Origin of the sequence: Anaerococcus sp. NML200574, from assembly GCF_026131665.1 — a bacterium.
Lineage (GTDB): Bacteria > Bacillota > Clostridia > Tissierellales > Peptoniphilaceae > Anaerococcus > Anaerococcus kampingae.
On sequence record NZ_JAMXSM010000016.1, the window covers coordinates 17,905 to 37,599 of the forward strand.

Genomic DNA, 19,695 nt, shown 5'->3' on the forward strand with positions numbered 1-19,695 from the left:
TATTAAACTTTATTTCTTTCTATTTTTTAAATTTCTGTAAGCCAAAAATAACTTTAAAATGTCATTTACGCTATCTTTTTATTGCAATAAAAAAACGATTGGAATTTTTTACTTTTCTAATCGCTTTAACTGCCTTTATTCTATTGCTTCCAATCCAACATTGCTTTTTCTAACTTTGAAAAATTGCAATTTGCTCTTCTTATAATTCCTGTTTTCTTTTGATTTTTGTATATTTTTTCTACCTTTATCAAGATCTTTGTTTTTATTTTTAAACAAAAAGCATATTCTTTTTGAAATAAGTCTTTATATCTGATATCTTCAAGTTCGTTAAAATCAATTCTTTCATAACAATCAGTCGGTACAGGAATTATTTTCTTAATATCCAATATAGATAATATGTGCATTTTTTCTTTATCAGAATAATATCTGTAGATATCTCCATCTATAGTAATACTATCATCGATCACTTCATAAATTAAAAAATGCTCATCAGAAACATTCTTTCATTTTTTGCGTTTTCCTTTGCAGAAGAAATTGGAATAAAAAAATAGAAAGGTTTTAACCTCTCTGTTTGCTTTAATATTTTACCTTTGGGATGTAGGTAGTGATACACCTTCTTTAATGCTCCACCTTTAACGGTAGCGGGACACCATCTTTATCTGATAAGAGTATAACGTATATTTATAGTAATGTCAAATAAGCAAATTTCCTAATGCCTACTCTTTTATCACTTATATTATACCCTATTTCTTTCATAAATCATTCCTTTCTTCATTCCTATAATTATATTCAAGTTTTTATAATCAATTTACTTATAATATTTACCTATAGTATTTTTTATTTCTTCTTCAATTTCTTTTAAAAAATTCTCTTTATTTTCCTTACCCTTTGCTATATCACTTAATCTCATTTCCCATTTTGCTGTTGTCTTTGGAGATTTAAACTCATCTATAACTATAGTAACTAGGTTTAATCCCTTCCTAGTTGATATTAGGTTTTTCTTTTCTCTTTTTATATAACCTTTGTATATCAAATTTTCTATTATTCCCGCTCTTGTAGCAGGAGTACCAAGTCCTTTTCTTTCAACTTCGACATCCTTAACTAATTCATCATTTCCAGCTATTTCCATAGCTTTTAATAGTGTGTCTTCAGTGAAGTGTTTAGGTGGTTTTGTATATTTCTCTTTTATATCTTTATTTTCAATATATAAAAAATCTCCTATTTTTATATCAGGAAGTTGTATATCTTCTTTCCTCTTTGATTTATATTCTTCTAAATATTTTGTAAATCCTTCTTCAGCAATTATTTTATAAGTGTTTATAAATTCAAACCCGTCAAATTCAGCCACTATCTTTGTTGTATTTTCTACAAGAGGATATCCAAAACTTGCATAGAGTTTATTTGTTATAAGTCTATATACTTTAGCTTCACTTTCCGGGAGATTTGAAATATCCTTATTTAATGAACTTATCGTTGGAATTATTGCATGATGATCTGTAACTTTTTCAGAATTAAAAACTACCTTAATTCTTTCTGTGTCAAAATCATTTTTCCTTATAATATTATTTACAGTGCTTTCTATCATGTCTACTGTCAAATATCTTGAATCTGTTCGTGGATAGGTAATATACTTCTTTTCATACAGGCTTTGGGCATAATCTAGGGTTTGTTTTGCACTGTATCCAAAATACTTATTACATTCTCTTTGAAGTGTTGTTAGATCAAAGGGCAGATTAGGCTTTGTAATCTTTTCTTTTTTAATTACATCGGTTATTTCAATTTTTTCTCCGATTAAATTTTTAAGCTGCTCTGCCACTATCTTGTCATCAATTCTATCTGTCGACAGTGTAAATCCATTCATAGAAATCTCCACTGTATAATATTTTTCTTTTTTAAAACTATTTATCTCATCATCTCTATTCACAATCATTGATAAAGTTGGTGTTTGTACTCTGCCTACACTATAATTTTCATTATATAGACAGGAGTAAAGTCTACTTATGTTCATTCCAACAAGCCAATCAGCTATGGCACGAGCCTTAGCTGAATCAAAAAGATTATCATAGTTACTTCCATCTTTTAAGTTGCTAAATCCTTCTTTTATGGAAGAGTCTTCCATTGAGGAAATCCAAAGACGTTTCATTTTCTTCTTACAATTTGCCATCATATATACAAGTCTAAAGATAGCTTCTCCTTCTCTACCAGCATCACAAGCATTAATAATGGTGTCAACTTCATTACTATTCATTAGTCTTTTAAGAATATTAAACTGTTTTTTAGTTGTCTTCGTTACCTCATACTTGTATTCTTTTGGGATAATAGGTAAATCTTCAGTTCTCCACTTCTTATATCTTTCATCATACACATCAGGATTTGCCATTTGTACTAAATGCCCAACACACCATGAAACAATGTATCCATTTCCCTCATAATATCCATTATTTCTATTTTTTGCTCCTATAACTTTTGCTATTGATGCTGCAACACTTGGTTTTTCTGCGATTACTAATTTCATTTTTCCTCCTTTAGTTTTTTAATAAAAAAATGAGAGATTAAATTTTCAATCCCTCATCTTTTTATAGCTCTACTGATTTTTTATTTTTTCTATAATATTTATTCCATTATCTATTACATCTTCAAACTTTATGTCTCTAGCATAAAGATTTTTCTTCGAATAAGAATTCCATCTGTCTAAAAAAGCTTGATCTGTTTTTAACATTCTCATTAAACTGATGATTTTATCTATATCAAATTCCGTTTTTCTATAATCAAAAGTTCTAATACATGCTTCTTTTAATATCTTGGTATCAATTTCTTTATCTTTTAATTTATAAATTATATAAAGATCATAGTAATCCTTACTTCTACTATTTAAAAACCCCCTAGAGTATATTGTTTGAATTTTTTCTGCCACAATTGTTTCAATAGGATAGGCTTTAATTAAAATATCTTCTTGCCCAAAAGCACTTATATATTTATAATCTATGGGATGTGGTGTGATAACATCACCTGTTGCAATATCAAGCGGTACAATTTGTCTTATATTCTCCATCCTACAAAGTATACTTACACGAAACCCTCCATACTGGTCATCTTCCTTGATTGTACTTATTCCATGTACTTTATAGGATATATCATCTGAATGACTTGCTTCTAGTAATTCTTGTATTATTTTTAATACATTTTCTTCTGATAAATGCATATTTCTTAAAAGAAGATCTATATCTACTGTACTTCTTGAATCTATGCCTACTACATTAGATAAAAGAAAACCTCCTTTAAAAATAAATTTTTCATGATACTTACTCTGTGCTAATTTTTTTAATATGCTTTCCAAAAAATAATATAACATTACTGAATTAAATGGGAGTCCTGATTCTTTGCTTATATTATGACAAATGGCGGTTAACTTTGCTTTATTCATATACCACCTCCATAACTTCCCTTACTTTATCTTCTATTCCCATTTTTCTTGCTATTTCATATAGAGAATGTATATCCTTATCCTTATATTTAAAATAGTAACGAATGAGTTTTACATAAACTTCAGTATCCATTTTTTCTTTGTTGGAAATAAAATCACAAAGTATTCTTTCGTAGGAGTAAACATTCACAATGTTTCCAAACATTGTCTTTTTCTGTATAATTCCTAGATTATAAATAGATTTTTTTACATAATTGATATTAAGTGTATCTTGCTTCTCATTAAATTTATATCCATTGTATACTGTAACATCTATTCTCCATGGAATTTTGTCCGTTACCCCAAGTAGAAACAAAGCTGTCTCATAGGAAAATATCGCCTTTTTATACTGATATTGGAAAAAATAGTACTCATCGTAATCACCATCTTCAATAATATATATTCCTTTTTGAACTCTAAACAATTTTCCTTCTTTTGCTAGTCTACTTAAATATACTGTAGGTATGTTATTTTCTCTGCAATAAGCAGATGTTATAATGCCACCTGATTCTTTTAGATGTATTTCAATTTGCTTTCTATAATTCATTATATTCATCCCCTTGTTGTATTTACACTTATATTATATATTTTTATAAGTGTGTTTGCAACAAGGATTTGAATTTCTATCCCAATTTATTTCAAAAATTATCAAGAAATTTCATATCATCAAATTCTTAATTATACAATCAATCATTTATACTTAGCTTCCCTTTTATATTAAGTTTGGGCTGTCGTTTTGTTCGTCGTTTTTTTATTAAAGTTCCAGAATTCTAATTGTACTTTTCTATCGTATGTTTATAAATTTATACGATAATTGAGTTTATTGTTGTACTTAATCTACTGTTTAAATCATTGAGAAGATTAAAATTCATCTTCATCTGGAATAATTTCTGTATCTTCCTTATCTTCAAGATCATAATCCTCCCCTTCAGATTCATAATCATCTTCTAATTCATTATAATCTTGCTCCTCTTCAAAACTTTCCTCTTCATTTTTTTTATAGATTTTGAAGTAATATCCTGCACCCATTACACCAACAATAATTAAACCCATAAATAAATAAAGTCCTACCCCTGATTTCTTTTCTTCTTTCTCCTCTTTCTTCGGTTTTTCCTCCACCGGTTCTTCTTTTTTCACTACTTCTTCTTTTGGCTTTACTTCACTTTCTCCTTCAATCATATTTAGTAGATCTTGTTCTCCAACTTCTGTTAGTAATTGTACATTTTCTTGATTTTCCGAATGATCTACAATGAGGTGCATAGTTTTTCCACTCTTTGTTTGAAAGGTTAAAAATTGTCTAACATCTATTGGATTTTCCTTTTTTTCATCTCTTGATGTTTGATCTTCTACTTTCGGTGTAATATCCTGTCCATTTTTATCTACATTTTCTATAACTGTTCCTCTTGCCTTATTTTCTTTTGTAGCTAATGGATTAATTGCTTTAGTATTGCCACCTTTAACAAGTTTAGATGGCTTTTCTTTTTTATCTACTTGCTCATTTTTTATGTTATTTTCTTGTATTTTCGGCACTTCCTGATAAGGAATTTTTTGACTCTCATTAGATGGTTCATATACATCTTCATCAAATAAGCTTTCTAATTCTTTACTTTTTTCTGGCAAATAAATATCATTTGACTGATTTTTTATTTCATTTTCATTGCTCTTAGCTATGGATATGCTTGGCATACTGAATAGTAAAAGGAGTAGCACTAAGGCTACCCCTAATCTTTTTTTCTTCATAATTCTCTCCTTTTCTTACTTTATATTCTTGAAGACATAAACTGCCTTTCTGCTATTATCCCATTCTATACTTTGATCTTTTTCATCTCTTATATCCCCACAGCTTGCATTAAAAGCTTTAGCTATATTGGAAATAGATGCGTGAATTCTTCCATTTATAATTACAGGTTTAGTGTCAGAATGATAAATGTTTCCTTGACTATCTTTCATAACACCAGTATCTATATTTAATCTTAGAGTTTTTTTAGGTAAGGCTGTATTTTCTTTATTTGAAAAGATAGCCTCTCTCTTACTATCATCATATTCTACATTAAACCCAAGAGTATAAGCTGCATATCTAACAGGTAGCATAATGCGATTATCCTTAATATATGCTTTTACATCCATATACACAGTAGTTTTCTTTCCATCTTTTATAATGTTATAAAAGTTTTTGTCTACTTGAAAAACTGCAAATTCTTTTTCATCTTTAACTTGTTTTTTACCTTGTTGTTCCTCTTGTTTTTTCATCTTGTTAAGATCAAATTGATTTAAGATGTTCTTGTCATCAGCTTTCAAAAGTTCGTCCCACTTCTTATCTTGAGATTTCTTATCTTCTTTCTTTTCTTTGTTTTCTTTTTGGAGTTTTAGAAGTTCATCTAATTTTTTAGATAAGTCTTGGTTTAGATTTTTATCTTTTTCATCTTTAGCTTGTTTCTCAAGTTCTTCTTTCGATTTTTTATTTACTTCCTCGATTAACTTCTTTGCTTCTTCAATTTTCTTATCTAACTCTTCTTTTAGCTTTTTAATTTCTTCATCAGAAGCTTTTTGTTTTTCTTCTAGTCCTTTAATCTTCTCTTCTAATTCTTTTTTTGTATTTTCAGAAGATTCTTTTAAACTATCAATTGCCTTTTGAAGCTCTTCAATTTTCTTACAACATTCTGACTTAGAATTTTCTATTTCTTTCTTTTTAGACTCTAGTTCTTTTATCTTAGTATCTTTTTCATCAAGCACTTTTTCTAAGTCCTTAATCCTATTGTCTTTATCCTCAATTTCTTTATTTTTCTTTGCAAGTTCTCCTTCTAAAGACTCAAGCTTTTCTTGCATTTCTTTGATTTTATTTTCGTTTTTATCGGTCTTTTCTTTCTCAGCTTCTAACTCCCATTTTGTAGATGAATAATCTTCTTTTAGTTTTGCATTTTCATCTTGTAATCTTTTTAGTTCATCTTTAAGCTGAGTAATTCCTGCTATTAGTTCATCATTATTGGAGTTTTTAAGATTCTCAATTTCTTTATTCAATTGAGCAATCTTATTATCTTTATCTCTAATCTCTTCTTCTAACTTAGACTTTTCTTGTTTTAGTTTCTCTCCATTATCTTTGCAAGATTCTAACTTTTCCTTTAACTCATCTATCTTTGATTGATCTTCTTGTTTCTTTTTATTTAAGTCTTTGATTTGATTTTCTAAATCTTTAATGTTTTTAGTTAAATCATCAATCTTATTGTCCTTTTCATCAATATCTTGCCCTGTTAAATCTGTTTGAGTATCAATGGAGTATTTATTTGGATTGTATATAGTCATCTTTCCTTGATACATGTCATTGTTATAATCAAATTCAACTTCTACACTATCTACATTCTTATCAAAGACAAACTCTCCATTCTCATATCTTAGTCCATTAGGAATAGATTTAAATCCTTGATTTCCATTGAAGCCAAAATGATTTTCGTAAAATGGATTTTGTTTTGGTCTATACTCAACTTCTTGATTATGGAATACTCCCTTACTGTTAATATTTGGATTGCCTAAAACTTTTATAGTGTGCAATTTATTTCTTGAAAAAGCATATTGTTCAATTGTCTTCACAGACTTCGGTATAGTTATTTCTTGGAGGTTATTTCTTTCAAAAGCATTATGTTCAATATTTACCAAAGTATCAGGTAAAGTCACTTCTCTAAGTCCACAATTGAAAAATGCTAAACCACCAAGATAAGTTAGACTATTTGATAGTTTTACCTCGTCTATACTTGCTTCGTAAAAGGCAGCATAACCTAAATGTTTAACAGAATCAGGAATAATTACTTTATCCCAATGTTTTCCACGTCCAAATTCTCTTTTATATCTAAGTTCATCGTTTGAATGACTTAAAGAATAATTTCCATTTATAGATTTCGTTCCTTCAGGAAATACTAGAATATTTGTCTTTTCTTTCTTTTCTAAGCCCTTATCACTAAAGGCAATTATATTTCCCTCAGAGGAATACATAAAATCATCTTCCGTCCACTCTACCTTAGCATCTGTACTTGCATATACAGGACTTACAGCCAATATATTCACTAAACTTACAAGTAGCATTATCACAGCTAAAATTCCACTGGTTATTTTTTTCATAAATTTTCCTCACTTTCATTTGTATCTTTTCTTTTAAGTTCTTGTCTTTCTCTATTTTCTTCTTCCTTATTTTTTCTAACAATAAATAAAAATTCATCAAGAGATATTTTTCGACTTCGAAATTCCTTGATGACCTCTAAATTTTCTATTTCTTCTTGTTCCTCTACTAATAACTGAAGTTCTATTTCAATTTCTTCTTTTTTCTTTCTTAAATTCTTCTGTTTTTCTATGTTTCTGATTAATTTTTTATTCATAGATTTTTACTCCTTCCCCCTTATTTTGGTCTACCAAAGGAATAAAAGTGATTTTTCCAATATCTTGAGTTTATACTGGTATATTGGATAGGATCTCCTGCATGGAGCATCATTCCATTTCCGGCATATATCCCTACGTGAGAAATTGGCGTACCGGAATTATATGTGCCTTTAAAGAAAATAATATCCCCAGGTTTTGCCTCGCTTGGAGATATTGGATTACAATAGTTTTTATAAATAAGCCAAGCTGTAGTTCTCGGCATTCTCTTTACACCAGACTTTGTAAATGACCAACATACAAAACCTGAACAGTCAAAGTTAGATGGTCCACTTGCTCCAAACACATATCTTTTACCTATATGTTTTTCTGCTTCATTAAATAAGGCTTTGGCAGTTTCAGAATCAAAAGCAAGACCGGGATTTCCAAAGTTTGGATTGTCTATAATCTCTCCCAAGTTCCCATAGCTTGATCCAAAATATCCACTCATATTTCCCTGACTATCAAGTAATGCTAAATAATGAGCCATATTTGTTTCATAGTTTGCAAATTCTTCTCTTGCTATTTCATCAATACTTTTCTTTTTTATAGTTAATGTTAGAATTCCATAGGTATATGGATTCCCTTCACTGTCATATTTTGTAATAGACTTTGAAGTATATTTTTTCTCATACATTTGATTAAATAGTTTTTTTAATTCCTTTTGTATCTCTTCAGCTGACTTAATCTCTCCATATCTTGCTGTTAAATAGCTAAAAAGCTCGTGTAGGTCATGACCAACAGAATCTCCTTTTATATGATATTCATCATAATTTGGATAATTTTCTTTAATACTATCTATTTCATCTTGTAATGCATATTCATAACTTGTAAATTCATTATTAATATCCATTAAAACTTCTTCTTTTGATAGATAGCTTGTAGCTATAACATTACTTGTTAATCCTGAAGTAAGACTGCCAACATTGCTAATTCCTTGAAATAGCATAAAAAAAAGTCCTAAAATACAAAGGGCAATTAAAATTTGCTTATATCCTTTGTTTTTTAAAACTTCCAATGTTTTCTTTCCAATATTAGCGAAAGATTTCTTTATTCTATTTACTAAACCTTCCCCGTGTTTCTTCCTAAAATCTCTCTGAAACTTCTTTTTCATAAAAAATCGATTCAATTTATTAGAGTTTTGATAAGCTTTAGTCTTCTTCAATTCTTCAAAATTTCTTTGAAAGAGGAGTTTACTTTCTTTCTTATAAATTTTTCCTTCTAAAGATTTTATTTTTCTTTGAGTTTTTAAAGGTTTTTTCCTTCTAAAATGGCTAATTTCTCTACCTACAACTTCGGTAGTTCTACTAAGCTTATAAGCAGCGTTAACGCCTGCATTATCATCTTTCCCACTATATAGATAGTTTGCCGTCATAGCACTCGCAAAAGTAATAGGTTTTTCTAAACCCGCTTTTTTTGACTTTTTCTTATCCTTAATTAACTCTTTTTCCTTTTTATTCTTTTTCTCATATAGTTTTGATATTTTATCTTCCTTTTTATAAAACTTATCTTTTTCACTTTTGTTATCTTTTTTAGAATGGAATTTAGTTTTATTTTTTGTATCTACCTTATTTTTTTCAGATACATTTTTAGAATCCTGTACTTCTTTTTTTGTCCTGGTGTATTCTTTCTTTGGATCAAAGTTGCTTTTCTTTATAGTATTATCAAAAGCGTCTTTTATTTGTCTTTTCTTTCCCTTGTTTTTATTAGAAATTCCACTATGATTTAAATCAAGTTCCTCTACTTCAAGATTCTCATTTTTTATTACGTTTTTTTCCTGTTTTAAGATTTCTTTTTTCGTGCCTATTTTTTCTTGATTCTTTTTATTTATATTATATTTATCTTTATTTTTTTCAGATTCACTTTTAAATCCTTCAGATAGGCTATCCTGTCTAAATTTCCCACTAGAAACCCTACCCATTAGCATATTTTTTTCTTCTAAATTTCTAACTTTGCCTTTGAAATATTTGCTATTTTGTTTTTTATTAGTATTCAGGTCTTGAATTATTTTTTTATCTTCTTCGTTTGCCTTATATGATAGATTTTTTCTTCTAAACTTCCCATTTAAAGATTTTAATTCTGCTTTTTCCCCTTTATCCTTAAACTGACTTTGAGATTGATAAAGTTTTTTAAAGGTGTTTTTTTGAAAGCTTTCTTTCCCTTTCTTACCAAGAATAGAATAACCATCCCAATTTTTTCTTTGCGCATCAGAAGATTGTAAATACTTATAGTCATCTCTTGTATCCCTATAGGATACATTGCTATCACTAAAGTTCATGTCATAGCGATCTATGACACCATCATTATCTGAGTCCTGTGATAATGGATCATATGTTGAACTTACCTCTCTATTAAAATTCTTATCTTCTTTTCTAAATCTCCTTATTTTTTTAACTGGCACATCATTAAAACTTTCACTCTCAACGTTTTTCTTCAATTTTAAATTACTATTCCCCTTGCAATTTTTTTGAGAAGAAATGCTACTTTTTATATTAGAGTTAGTTGAAATTACTCCATCATTAAAATCTTCTTTAAAATTACTTAGCCTATATTCTGTTTCTTGCCCGTGATATTCACCATATCTACTTTCCTCATTTTCTTCCATTTTTCTATGCTGCCGTTGCGAATATTCCGGCTGATATTCACTATGATATGAGGCTTCTGCAAGTTTTTCCTCATGGATTTTTCTTTGTCTTCTTTCTCTATTTGGCTTTTCTTTTTCTTTGAATAAATTCTGACTATTTTCTTGCAAATGATCTGAGTAATATTTAGAGTTTTCAACATTATTGTCTATGTTGTTCCTGCTTTTTACTTTATTTATTTCTTTTTTTGAAAAATCTGATGGTCTCTCTGTATTACTGAATTTTTCATTACTTTCTTCTTTCTTTTCTGATATAAGCTTGGTCTTTGGTACATCTCTTGGGTTTACTTTCCCTTTCTTTTTCATATACACCTCCTATTTCATGTTTTTCTCAATCCTTTCTTTAGCTATTTGACAGTAATCTTTGTTTATGTCGATTCCAATATATTCTCTGTCCATCCTAATAGCTACCATTCCAACAGTTCCTGAACCCATGAAGGGATCAAGAATCAAGCCTTTTTTAGGACATCCTGCTTTTATACAAAGTTCTACCAGTTTTGGTGGAAATACCGCATAGTGTTTTCCTTTAAATGCACTGGTGTTAATAGTCCAAATATCTCTATTGTTTCTAAACTTAGGGACATTATCTCCTATATATTCTCCATACTCTCTTGCTTCATTTATGCTCTGTCTTTTAGCTCCTGTACCTTCTTGTAAATACTTATTATTTTTTCCTCTTGCCCTTATATATCTTTTCTTGCTTATTTCTTTTATTGGTTCTTTCATAGCGTCAAAGTTATAGAAATACTTTCTTGCTTTTGATAGTAGGAAGATATGTTCATAAGACCTTGATGGTCTATCTCTACAAGACTCAGGCATGGCATTTTCCTTATGCCAAATAATATCGCTTCGTAAATACCAACCGTCCTCTCTTAATTTTAAAGCTAGTTGCCAAGGTATCCCCATTAAGTCTTTTGCCTTGTAGCCACTGAGTTTTTCTGTAATAGACTCTTTTTGACCACTTCTTCCTTCTATGTTTTTAGGATCTTTATATTCTTTTTTGCTTCTTGTCCCTGCATAAGAATCCCCAATAACTACCCAAAGCGTTCCTTCTTTTTTTAATACTCTTTTTACTTCTCTAAAGACTTCAATTAATTTATTTAAATATTCCTCCGGACTTTCTTCTCTTCCAATTTGTCCTTCTGCTTTATAATCTCTAAGTCCATAATATGGAGGAGATGTAATACAGCAATCAAATGTTTTATCTGGAAATTCCTTTAGAGCAGAAATTGCATCTAAATTAATAATATAATTAGTTTTTAACTTCTCTCTGTCTATCAATTTCTATCCCTTCCTTTAATTCTTCTGGTTTAGTTGTCATTAACTTATACAATTTTGTATCTTTAGGAAATCTATCTACAAAAGGTACTATTGTGTTTCCGTAGAATAGTAATCCCTCTCCCTCATTGGAATTTGTGACGTAGGATAACTGATAAAGAGATATATTTAACTTGTTAGCTAAAATTTCCCTATCACCACTAGCTTGATTAAGCATTAAGATAAAATCTGTATTATCAAATATATTTTCTATTTCGGGACTGGCTAAAAGGTCCTTTACATTTTGTGTTAATCCTGTTGGAATCCCGCCCCATTTTCTAAATCTCTTCCAAATTTCTATGGAATATGAGGCTGTTTGTTCTTCTCTTAAAAGCAAATGGAATTCGTCACAGTAATATCTGGTTTCCTTCTTATTTCTATTAATAGTTACTCTATTCCACACTTGATCTTGAACAATTAACATACCTATTTTTCTAAGCTGCTTTCCTAATTCCTTAATGTCATAGCAAAGAATTCTATTTCCTGTATCTACATTAGTCCTATGGTTAAATACATTGAGGCTGCCTTTGACATAAATTTCCATTTCTACCGCTAATTTTTTACCTACATTTTCTTCTTGTTTTAAAAGTAAATTATATAAATCTTCTAAAATCGGCATATTTTCAGAAATGGGATTGTCGAAGTAATCCTTATATAATATTGGAAGACATCTATCAATTACTGAAGTTTCTTCTGCACTTAACCCTTCCTTTCCTACTACAAGTTCAAACAGTGAAAGAATAAAATCAGACTTTAAAGATAAGGGATTGTCTTCATCGGCATAGTCTACATTTATATCCAACGGGTTTATATAATCCTTACTTGTTGGCGATATTTTTATAACTTCTCCACCTAGTGCCTTAGTTAAATTTCCATACTCCCCTTCCGGATCACAGATAATGATGTCATCTTGAGTAATTAAAAAAGCATTGGTAATTTCTCTTTTAGCCGAAAAAGATTTACCACTACCAGGCGTTCCAAGTATTAAACCGTTTGGATTCTTTAAAAGCTTTCTATCTGTCATAATGATGTTACGACTTAAAGCATTTAATCCGTAGTATAAGCTCTCTCCTTCTAAGCACAACTCTTCTGTTGTAAAAGGAATAAAGACTGCTGTAGAGCTAGTTGTAAGTCCTCTTTTTATTTCGATTTCATTTTTTCCAAGTGGTAGGGAGGAAATTAGTCCTTGTTCCTGTCTATAGTTAAGATTTTTCAATACACAATTATGCCTACCTGCTATTGAATTTAGTTGAAAGATTATATTACTCAATTTCTTTCTACTTTTTTCCATATTTGTAAACAAAATAGTTATGACAAACATTCTCTCATTATGATTTTGAAGTTCTACCAATAGTTTCTTAGCATCATTACCATAGGTAATTAAATCGCTTGGAAGAATATCAATATCATATCCTGATCTTATAGCCTTCTTATTTTCTTCAATTTTCATTTTATCCAAGTCCGTTATTTTTCTTTTAATCATCTTTATAGCTTCTGTTTGATCAATGGAATTTATATGGAATGTTACAATCATATTTTCTTCAACCCCTAAAAATTCTGATAATAATCTATCTGATAATTCAGGTGCTAGAATTTGCAGAAAGTTTACTTCTCCAAAGTATTCTCCAATTTTAAATTGATTGTGAGATAAAAAGTTAAATGATGCTGGTACTATATAATCCTTAGTAGATAGTCCACTATATTTTAGGTCTTCAAAGGAAAAAACAAAATTCTTATTTGGATTTAATATATCGTGAATGACCTTCAACCTTTCATATCCACTTAATACATAAGCTTTTACTCCCATCTGCTTAAAGTTATTTAATATATCCATTTCCATTCTTTCAAGTCTTGTAGTTGCCTCTTTTAAATCTTGTGCTTGTAAGCTAAAGGTGATATACATATATTTAGTAAGTCCATTATTTCCTTTTTGACTCTGGTTTTTTAGCATTTCCCTGTACTCTTTTCGTATTTCATTATATGAATCGTTTCTATCCGGAACATTGATGTTTTTTTCTACTTCTTCATTTTTTCCTATGCGATTAATATATGAAAGTTCTATATCAACACTTGGATCAAAATAGTTTAAAAAACTTGAAAATTCATTAAATATGCTTTCCTTATCTTCTTCTGTTGAAAGCTGGTAGTTAATATCTAAAAAACGTATCATTTTATTAAATTTGTTCTTCTCAACTTGGCAAATCCCATTTCTCAACATTCTTAAATAAGGGATTGTTTCCTGAACGCTCTTTTTCTTCTTCCCACCAAAAAAGGAAAGCTTCTTTTTGGGCTTTCCTTTTTCTTTAGAAATATTTGCTTTTTTCATCTTTTTTTGACTTATACTAATGCTTTTTAAATCTTCTTTTTGTTTTTTTAAATTTCTTTTTTCTTGATTTAATTTTTTCTGTTGTTTTTTCTGTATTTGATTCATTTACTCCTTTCCTTTCTTTGTTTCTTTATATCATAAATACATTCTGTCTTGTATATCCTTATACTTGTCTGTCTTTTCTTATCTATAATATACTTTAAATATTTTTCAAAATAGATCCCGTCCTTTTCATAAAGAGTTGCAAATATTATAGGAAAAGACACACCTATCATAATTAACATAGATAGGTCATTAGGCAGCACTTTTTTTACCATTAAATATACTGGAAAGCCTATTAGACCTGCAATTGTAAAGCCAATTAATTGTCTTTTTGTTAGATTTAGAGCTACCTTTGTTTTTACTTTCGTTAAGTCCTTTGGGACATTTACATAAGCCATTATTCTAAACCCTCTAAGTAAAAGCCATATATGTCTTCTCTGTTCAGATCTTCTAATGATTTTCCCATATTCACTGCTATTTCTAAGACTTTTTCATTCGTTTCTTCTCTATTATCTAAAACTTCCGATATTTTTCTTATAATCATTCTATTTTGTATTTCTCTTGTAATATATCCCCCTATTAAAAGTATTGGGAGTCCTATTGTTCCAAGTGTTTTTAGATTGATTTTTTTGTCCTTTTTTCTTCTAATTTTCATCATCTTCTCCTTTTTTATTAATGAGCATTTAAAATTGATTTTGCAATACTTCCTGATTTCATCATAGTTATACCAAGTATTAAGGTGTATCCTAGTAATTCAAAAATACTTTTGTGTATGTCTGATATATTTAAAGTCTTAACAAGTACGGCATAAATTCCTACGCATATAAGTAGGAATAAACCTTGCAAGCCAAGTGCGAAGAGCCCTCTTATATAGTTTGTTCCAATACTTCCCCATTCTTTATTGCCCATTGTGGCAAAAGGTATGGCGCAAACTGAAGTATAAATATATATTTCTATCATCCTGCCGTATAGAATAACTGTAATGAGTATTGATATCCCTTGAATTATCATCTTTACAATTGATGTCTCTAGTACTATAGTCATTAATTTTCCTATTGACTCTCCTTTTAGGCTATCTACCATATTAGCTATATCACCTGGAGAAACTTTTGCACTAGCATTTGCCACACCTGCTGCCTTTCCTATTAAATTCTGTGCCACATCAAATACTGCCATAGAAAAGTCAAAAGCATGAGATACAAGCCATACTGCTATCCACATTTTTATCATATATTTAAAAAAATCAAAGGTATCTGTGTCATGCATATTATTTTTGTTCATTACCATTTGAATTAATTCAATACATAGTACAGCCGTTATGATAAGACCTGCTATGGGAAGTATAACATTTTCTGAAATAGACTTTATGAAGTGAAAAACCTCCGAGTTCCATCCACTCGGAGTCTTTCCTACCTCATTTGCTATCGTTGATACTTTGTCATTTATATCAAGGAGCATTCCGCTTAAATTTTCCTTGATCATATCAATAAGTATCTCCGAAAAAAACTCTTTGATCTTATCTACTATATTAAACATTTTATTTTAACACGTTTGCTAATAGCGGTATTAGTTTTAAACCTATGAGTACAATTCCCCCTCCAGCCATAAGCTGCTTAATACCTTGAGATTTAGCACCAGGGTTGTCATTCCCATAACCTTCCATCAGGTTGATAACACCCCATGCTCCAAGCCCTGCACCAATTGCTGTAACTAATATTTTTAATACATTTACTGCTTGTGTAAAAAATTCCATTTATATTTCCTCCTCTTTTTCTTCTTTTTCAATTTTATTTATGTGCTTTACTATAAAATTTTTAAATGTCTTGTCTTCTTTTTTTGTTTCCTTAAAATATCCAAAAATATGGATGTATTCTCCACTTTTAAATTCTTTCACACTTTTTGCCTTTTCCCCGTAGAGATTACAGTAGATATATTCTTTTTTAACCTTTCCTTCTTCTCTATTCTTTTTAACTATTGTGAAGTTAGCTACCTCTTTTTCTCCTTCCTTTGTATCTATTGAAGTTGTTTTTATTTCTCCTACTAGATTTCCATTAATATTTAGCATTTCTCTTTCCATTTGTTCTATCTCCTCTATTCCATAAAAAAAGCGATAGTTTTTTCTATCGCTTCTACTTCAAATTCATTAATATTTCATTTTTCTCTGTATTTTATTTTTTCGGCTCATCTCGTATATATTTCATTCTTCCTCCTTTGGGCATAAAAAAACACCGAAATGTTTTTTTCGGTGTAAATTTCTCTATTTAATTTTATGGTTTTAGTAATTCTTTCCAGTTTTCTATAAAGCCAACATGTCTTAGTTCAATATTTTCATATCTTGCTATTAGTACTGTTAGATCATGATAAAAATTTTTGTAATTTTCTTCTTCAGAAACTATTTTAAGATTAACTAATGTAGCAAATATTGTATTGTTTGAAATATTATTTTTTAAATATTCTTTATATAGCTTTGGTGATTTTGTAAGCTTTGCTCCATATAGCCTGCCATAATGGGCACATATATTTCTTATATAGGCAAAATTTTCTATCCAAGATTCAAAGTAATGGTAGTCTGTATGAAAGACTTTTGCAATTTTACTTTTATCTTCATTTTTCATATTCTTATACATTTTAGATAAAGTTCCAAAACTTGCTACTTCTATCACTGCATAGAGTGGAATTTCTCCACCTTCATAATTGTCTTTAAAGTTTTTTATAAAGGGTGAGCGTCTATTTCTTTTTGTTTCTCTTTCTAAATCATTTAATGCTTCTTTATATCTGTTTTTATATTTTCCCACATTTGACAAATCTTTGTAACCAAAATTCCCATATTTTAAAGAAAAATAGTTTGTGATAACTGCTCTTAAAGAAACTTCAATATGTTCTATTATTTCAAATATGAGTTGTCTAAGTTCTCTATCAAATTTATATAAACTTACAATATCTTCAAAACTTATTCCTGATATATATCTTCCATCTTTTTTTAATGTGACACTATAAGCTTTAATCAGCCTGTAATAGGATATTCTTCCAAGAATTTTCTTAGCATAAGTTTTATCTTTTACTAAAAGTCCTAAGTCTATTAAGTTTTTTACTTGATTTTCTATACTAATCGGTTCTTGGTGGATTTTTTTCATTTTTTCTCCTAAAATCAAATGACCCGACTTGGTCCGCATTGTTAAGAGGCGTGTCGGGTGCTGTTGAAATTATTATATGTTATAAAATATTTTTTGTCAAGTAATTTCTTTTAATCTTTCCTAAATATCTATCTTACTTCTAATTTTAAATTTATTCATCTAATATTTCAACTACCATACTCTCTTTTAACTTAACCTCATCTTTTCTCTGCAGGTATTTCTCTATGTCAAATATATTTCTCTTATCATAATCTTCAAGGAACTTATAATTCTTATGTTTGGTTATGTCAAATTTATCTGAAAGAAATGGTCTAACTCCTCTTAATTGGTAGATACATTTCCCACCATCCATTACAGTTATTTCATCTTGACTCATTAATTCTTTTCCAGTTTTTTGATAGTTTAAACCAAAACTCTTTTGATTTGATCTTGTTTCTGATGTGTTATATAGGTCTATGGTTTCTTTGCCTAGGCTTTCAGATAATTCTTTTAATGTTGTTCTTTCTTTGCCTCCTAAAAATAACGTCGAATCACAATTGCCAACTATGGTATCTGCATTATCTTTATAGATACTTTTTAGTTGTGATTGTGCTTGTAATATTATACAAGCTGATATTTCTCTACTTCTAATAGTTGCTATCAGCTTTTCAAATTTAGGAATTAAGCCGATATTTGCGAATTCATCAAGTAGGCATCTCACATGAACAGGAAGTCTTCCGCCATATTCATCATCTGCTTTATCACATAATAGATTAAATAATTGTGAGTACATTATTGATACTACAAAGTTAAATGTATCATCTGTATCCGATATTATTACGAATAAAGCTGTTTTCTTTTCTCCAAGTGTATCAAGCTCCAGTTCATCTTCTTTCATTAAGTCCCTAAGTTCCTGAATATCAAATGGAGCAAGCCTTGCTCCACAGGATATAAGGATTGATTTGGCAGTTTTTCCTGTAACAACTTGTCAAGGACTTTTTAATCATTTTTTATCGCTTTTTGATGTTTTTCTCTCTCCATTTCTCTAAGAATTATGCGTTTTAATTTGTCTTGCATTGTTTCCGTTGCATTTTCATTAAAGTGAACAACAACCTCATAGGTTGCTTTGCCAATTTTCTTTATCGTTTTTGTTCCTGTATTCTGTTTATTTTTATTTTCGTGCATATATTTTTCCTCCTGTTTGTTTCAATAAAAAAGGCGATTAGATTTTTAATTTTCTAATCGCCTTTTAAGTGTCATATTTATCTTTTTATTATATCTGGCATACTTTTATACCTTTTTAGACTTAAAGTCTTTAATAGTGGCTTTCCACCTCTTTTTATCTATAAAGATTCGCCTACATCATAGTTCATTTTTTTATTTCCACCTTGATGTCTTAGTTTTTCTTTATCTTCTTCATACCAATTTAAGATTGTTGCATAATGGTTTTGGTAGGTCTTACCTCTGCTTTCCATGTATCTTGATAGTTTATTTATCATTGTTTCTGTGTGTGAGTTTAGTTTTTCTTTTAGATTTTTATATTCTTCTTTGCTTAACCTTACATTTTTGAATTCTCCATAGAATATGGGGGTGGACTGTTCTTCTCTCCCCTTATCTATACTAACCTTATCTAATCTACCCTTATCTATACTGGGTTGACCACTTGACAACCTTTGGTTAACCAGATGACAACCAACTTTTTCTTCTGAAATATATGCTCCATTTTCCGTCTGATAAAGCTGTTGTTTCTGCTCTATATACATTGTTGGCTTATATCTGTCTTTTCTAATATAGTTATTTATCTTCCAATGAGTAATGACGATAATTCCCTGATCAAAGACTATCACAAAACCTTTGGCAATAAGTATTTTCAGGTCATCTTCATTAGCTCCGATAATCTTGATGATTTTCTTAGGATTATTTACAAAACCATCATCATCTGCTCTCATTGATAAATGAAAATATAGGCATTGACTACTTAGTGGCATATCCAAAAATAAGTCACTATCCACTATCTTTAGTGAAAACATTCTTTTATCTGCCATGCTCTCCTACCTTTCTTCAAATAAAAAGACGATAGTTTTTACTTCTACCGCCTTTTGTAAGTGCATATGGCTATTTATTTAATAACTATTTGCCATTTTCATATTTTATTTTTCTGAATCTAATTCTTTTATAGACTCTTCTATTTCTTCAATAGATGGTAAGCTACTTTTATATTCCTGCTCAAGTAGTTTGCTAATTTCATACTTACTTATTCCTATAGGCTGTGAGATATTTTCAAGCGAATATTCAGCGACTACATTATCTTTATCTCTGCAAATTAGTATTCCTATGGTTTGATTATCACTATTTGATTTCATATTCTTATTTACAGCTGTTACATAAAAAT

At 29.4% G+C, this 19,695-nt stretch carries 18 protein-coding genes and 2 pseudogenes; all 20 read right to left on the reverse strand.

From position 1 onward, the window contains the following. Nucleotides 1-140: 140 nt before the first annotated feature. Nucleotides 141-547: pseudogene (locus tag NH286_RS07240) on the reverse strand (type III toxin-antitoxin system ToxN/AbiQ family toxin); the annotation flags it as partial. Between the two features lie 261 nt (nt 548-808). Continuing rightward, complete coding sequence (locus NH286_RS07245) at nt 809-2,515, reverse strand: DNA topoisomerase 3 (RefSeq protein WP_265237903.1); 1,707 nt, start codon at nt 2,513-2,515, stop codon at nt 809-811. A 69-nt stretch (nt 2,516-2,584) separates the two neighbouring features. After that, nucleotides 2,585-3,424: a nucleotidyl transferase AbiEii/AbiGii toxin family protein gene (locus NH286_RS07250; protein ID WP_202229789.1), complete on the reverse strand. Its 840-nt coding sequence runs from the start codon at nt 3,422-3,424 to the stop codon at nt 2,585-2,587. Continuing rightward, nucleotides 3,417-4,010, reverse strand: a complete 594-nt coding sequence (locus NH286_RS07255) for a type IV toxin-antitoxin system AbiEi family antitoxin domain-containing protein (protein WP_265237906.1) — start codon at nt 4,008-4,010, stop codon at nt 3,417-3,419. The genes NH286_RS07250 and NH286_RS07255 overlap by 8 nt, the downstream gene beginning before the upstream one ends. 314 nt (nt 4,011-4,324) lie before the next feature. Then, nucleotides 4,325-5,203, reverse strand: a complete 879-nt coding sequence (locus NH286_RS07260; protein ID WP_237037062.1) for a CD1107 family mobile element protein — start codon at nt 5,201-5,203, stop codon at nt 4,325-4,327. Nucleotides 5,204-5,218: 15 nt separating this feature from the next. Next, the gene (locus NH286_RS07265) at nt 5,219-7,573 is read right to left on the reverse strand and encodes a leucine-rich repeat protein (RefSeq protein ID WP_265237912.1); all 2,355 of its coding nucleotides are present in this window, start codon (nt 7,571-7,573) and stop codon (nt 5,219-5,221) included. Beyond that, nucleotides 7,570-7,827 carry a hypothetical protein gene (locus tag NH286_RS07270; protein ID WP_001035536.1) on the reverse strand — a complete coding sequence of 86 codons (258 nt, stop codon included), beginning with the start codon at nt 7,825-7,827 and terminating at the stop codon, nt 7,570-7,572. Before NH286_RS07270 ends, NH286_RS07265 begins: the two co-directional genes overlap by 4 nt. A gap of 20 nt (nt 7,828-7,847) precedes the next feature. Next, complete coding sequence (locus NH286_RS07275) at nt 7,848-10,811, reverse strand: C40 family peptidase (protein ID WP_265237914.1); 2,964 nt, start codon at nt 10,809-10,811, stop codon at nt 7,848-7,850. A 9-nt stretch (nt 10,812-10,820) separates the two neighbouring features. After that, entirely contained in the window at nt 10,821-11,786 is a 966-nt protein-coding gene (locus tag NH286_RS07280; protein WP_265237916.1) for a DNA-methyltransferase, read from the reverse strand. Then, a complete protein-coding gene (locus NH286_RS07285) occupies nt 11,758-14,253 on the reverse strand; it encodes a VirB4-like conjugal transfer ATPase, CD1110 family (RefSeq protein ID WP_265237919.1) in 2,496 nt (831 codons plus the stop codon). The genes NH286_RS07280 and NH286_RS07285 overlap by 29 nt, the downstream gene beginning before the upstream one ends. Next, nucleotides 14,250-14,588, reverse strand: a complete 339-nt coding sequence (locus tag NH286_RS07290) for a PrgI family protein (protein WP_002838958.1) — start codon at nt 14,586-14,588, stop codon at nt 14,250-14,252. Before NH286_RS07290 ends, NH286_RS07285 begins: the two co-directional genes overlap by 4 nt. Next, entirely contained in the window at nt 14,588-14,845 is a 258-nt protein-coding gene (locus tag NH286_RS07295) for a hypothetical protein (protein ID WP_040551284.1), read from the reverse strand. The genes NH286_RS07290 and NH286_RS07295 overlap by 1 nt, the downstream gene beginning before the upstream one ends. Before the next feature lie 17 nt (nt 14,846-14,862). Beyond that, the gene (locus NH286_RS07300) at nt 14,863-15,726 is read right to left on the reverse strand and encodes a VirB6/TrbL-like conjugal transfer protein, CD1112 family (protein ID WP_004838430.1); all 864 of its coding nucleotides are present in this window, start codon (nt 15,724-15,726) and stop codon (nt 14,863-14,865) included. Between the two features lies 1 nt (nt 15,727). Beyond that, the gene (locus NH286_RS07305; protein ID WP_002838961.1) at nt 15,728-15,943 is read right to left on the reverse strand and encodes a Maff2 family mobile element protein; all 216 of its coding nucleotides are present in this window, start codon (nt 15,941-15,943) and stop codon (nt 15,728-15,730) included. After that, entirely contained in the window at nt 15,944-16,267 is a 324-nt protein-coding gene (locus tag NH286_RS07310) for a single-stranded DNA-binding protein (protein WP_265237925.1), read from the reverse strand. It lies immediately after the preceding gene. A gap of 190 nt (nt 16,268-16,457) precedes the next feature. Continuing rightward, entirely contained in the window at nt 16,458-17,324 is an 867-nt protein-coding gene (locus tag NH286_RS07315; protein ID WP_265237927.1) for an Abi family protein, read from the reverse strand. 151 nt (nt 17,325-17,475) lie between these two features. Continuing rightward, nucleotides 17,476-18,291 (reverse strand): annotated as a pseudogene (locus NH286_RS07320) (VirD4-like conjugal transfer protein, CD1115 family); the annotation flags it as partial. An 11-nt stretch (nt 18,292-18,302) separates the two neighbouring features. Continuing rightward, nucleotides 18,303-18,488 (reverse strand): transposon-encoded TnpW family protein, encoded by a 186-nt coding sequence (locus tag NH286_RS07325; RefSeq protein ID WP_023055639.1) that lies wholly within the window; start codon nt 18,486-18,488, stop codon nt 18,303-18,305. A 158-nt stretch (nt 18,489-18,646) separates the two neighbouring features. Continuing rightward, nucleotides 18,647-19,348, reverse strand: a complete 702-nt coding sequence (locus tag NH286_RS07330; RefSeq protein ID WP_265237930.1) for a replisome organizer — start codon at nt 19,346-19,348, stop codon at nt 18,647-18,649. A 105-nt stretch (nt 19,349-19,453) separates the two neighbouring features. Further along, a partial coding sequence (locus NH286_RS07335) for a DUF1016 domain-containing protein (protein WP_265237932.1) occupies nt 19,454-19,695 on the reverse strand: 242 nt, incomplete at its 5' end.

What these genes read in the sequence shown, in the direction of transcription:
- NH286_RS07315 (WP_265237927.1), bottom strand. Translation starts at nt 17,324, where the DNA reads ATGAAAAAAATCCACCAAGAACCGATTAGTATAGAAAATCAAGTAAAA.
- NH286_RS07260 (WP_237037062.1), bottom strand. Translation starts at nt 5,203, where the DNA reads ATGAAGAAAAAAAGATTAGGGGTAGCCTTAGTGCTACTCCTTTTACTA.
- NH286_RS07300 (WP_004838430.1), bottom strand. Translation starts at nt 15,726, where the DNA reads ATGTTTAATATAGTAGATAAGATCAAAGAGTTTTTTTCGGAGATACTT.
- NH286_RS07290 (WP_002838958.1), bottom strand. Translation starts at nt 14,588, where the DNA reads ATGGCTTATGTAAATGTCCCAAAGGACTTAACGAAAGTAAAAACAAAG.
- NH286_RS07275 (WP_265237914.1), bottom strand. Translation starts at nt 10,811, where the DNA reads ATGAAAAAGAAAGGGAAAGTAAACCCAAGAGATGTACCAAAGACCAAG.
- NH286_RS07325 (WP_023055639.1), bottom strand. Translation starts at nt 18,488, where the DNA reads ATGCACGAAAATAAAAATAAACAGAATACAGGAACAAAAACGATAAAG.
- NH286_RS07255 (WP_265237906.1), bottom strand. Translation starts at nt 4,010, where the DNA reads ATGAATTATAGAAAGCAAATTGAAATACATCTAAAAGAATCAGGTGGC.
- NH286_RS07310 (WP_265237925.1), bottom strand. Translation starts at nt 16,267, where the DNA reads ATGGAAAGAGAAATGCTAAATATTAATGGAAATCTAGTAGGAGAAATA.
- NH286_RS07295 (WP_040551284.1), bottom strand. Translation starts at nt 14,845, where the DNA reads ATGAAAATTAGAAGAAAAAAGGACAAAAAAATCAATCTAAAAACACTT.
- NH286_RS07305 (WP_002838961.1), bottom strand. Translation starts at nt 15,943, where the DNA reads ATGGAATTTTTTACACAAGCAGTAAATGTATTAAAAATATTAGTTACA.
- NH286_RS07250 (WP_202229789.1), bottom strand. Translation starts at nt 3,424, where the DNA reads ATGAATAAAGCAAAGTTAACCGCCATTTGTCATAATATAAGCAAAGAA.
- NH286_RS07265 (WP_265237912.1), bottom strand. Translation starts at nt 7,573, where the DNA reads ATGAAAAAAATAACCAGTGGAATTTTAGCTGTGATAATGCTACTTGTA.
- NH286_RS07285 (WP_265237919.1), bottom strand. Translation starts at nt 14,253, where the DNA reads ATGAATCAAATACAGAAAAAACAACAGAAAAAATTAAATCAAGAAAAA.
- NH286_RS07245 (WP_265237903.1), bottom strand. Translation starts at nt 2,515, where the DNA reads ATGAAATTAGTAATCGCAGAAAAACCAAGTGTTGCAGCATCAATAGCA.
- NH286_RS07330 (WP_265237930.1), bottom strand. Translation starts at nt 19,348, where the DNA reads ATGGCAGATAAAAGAATGTTTTCACTAAAGATAGTGGATAGTGACTTA.
- NH286_RS07270 (WP_001035536.1), bottom strand. Translation starts at nt 7,827, where the DNA reads ATGAATAAAAAATTAATCAGAAACATAGAAAAACAGAAGAATTTAAGA.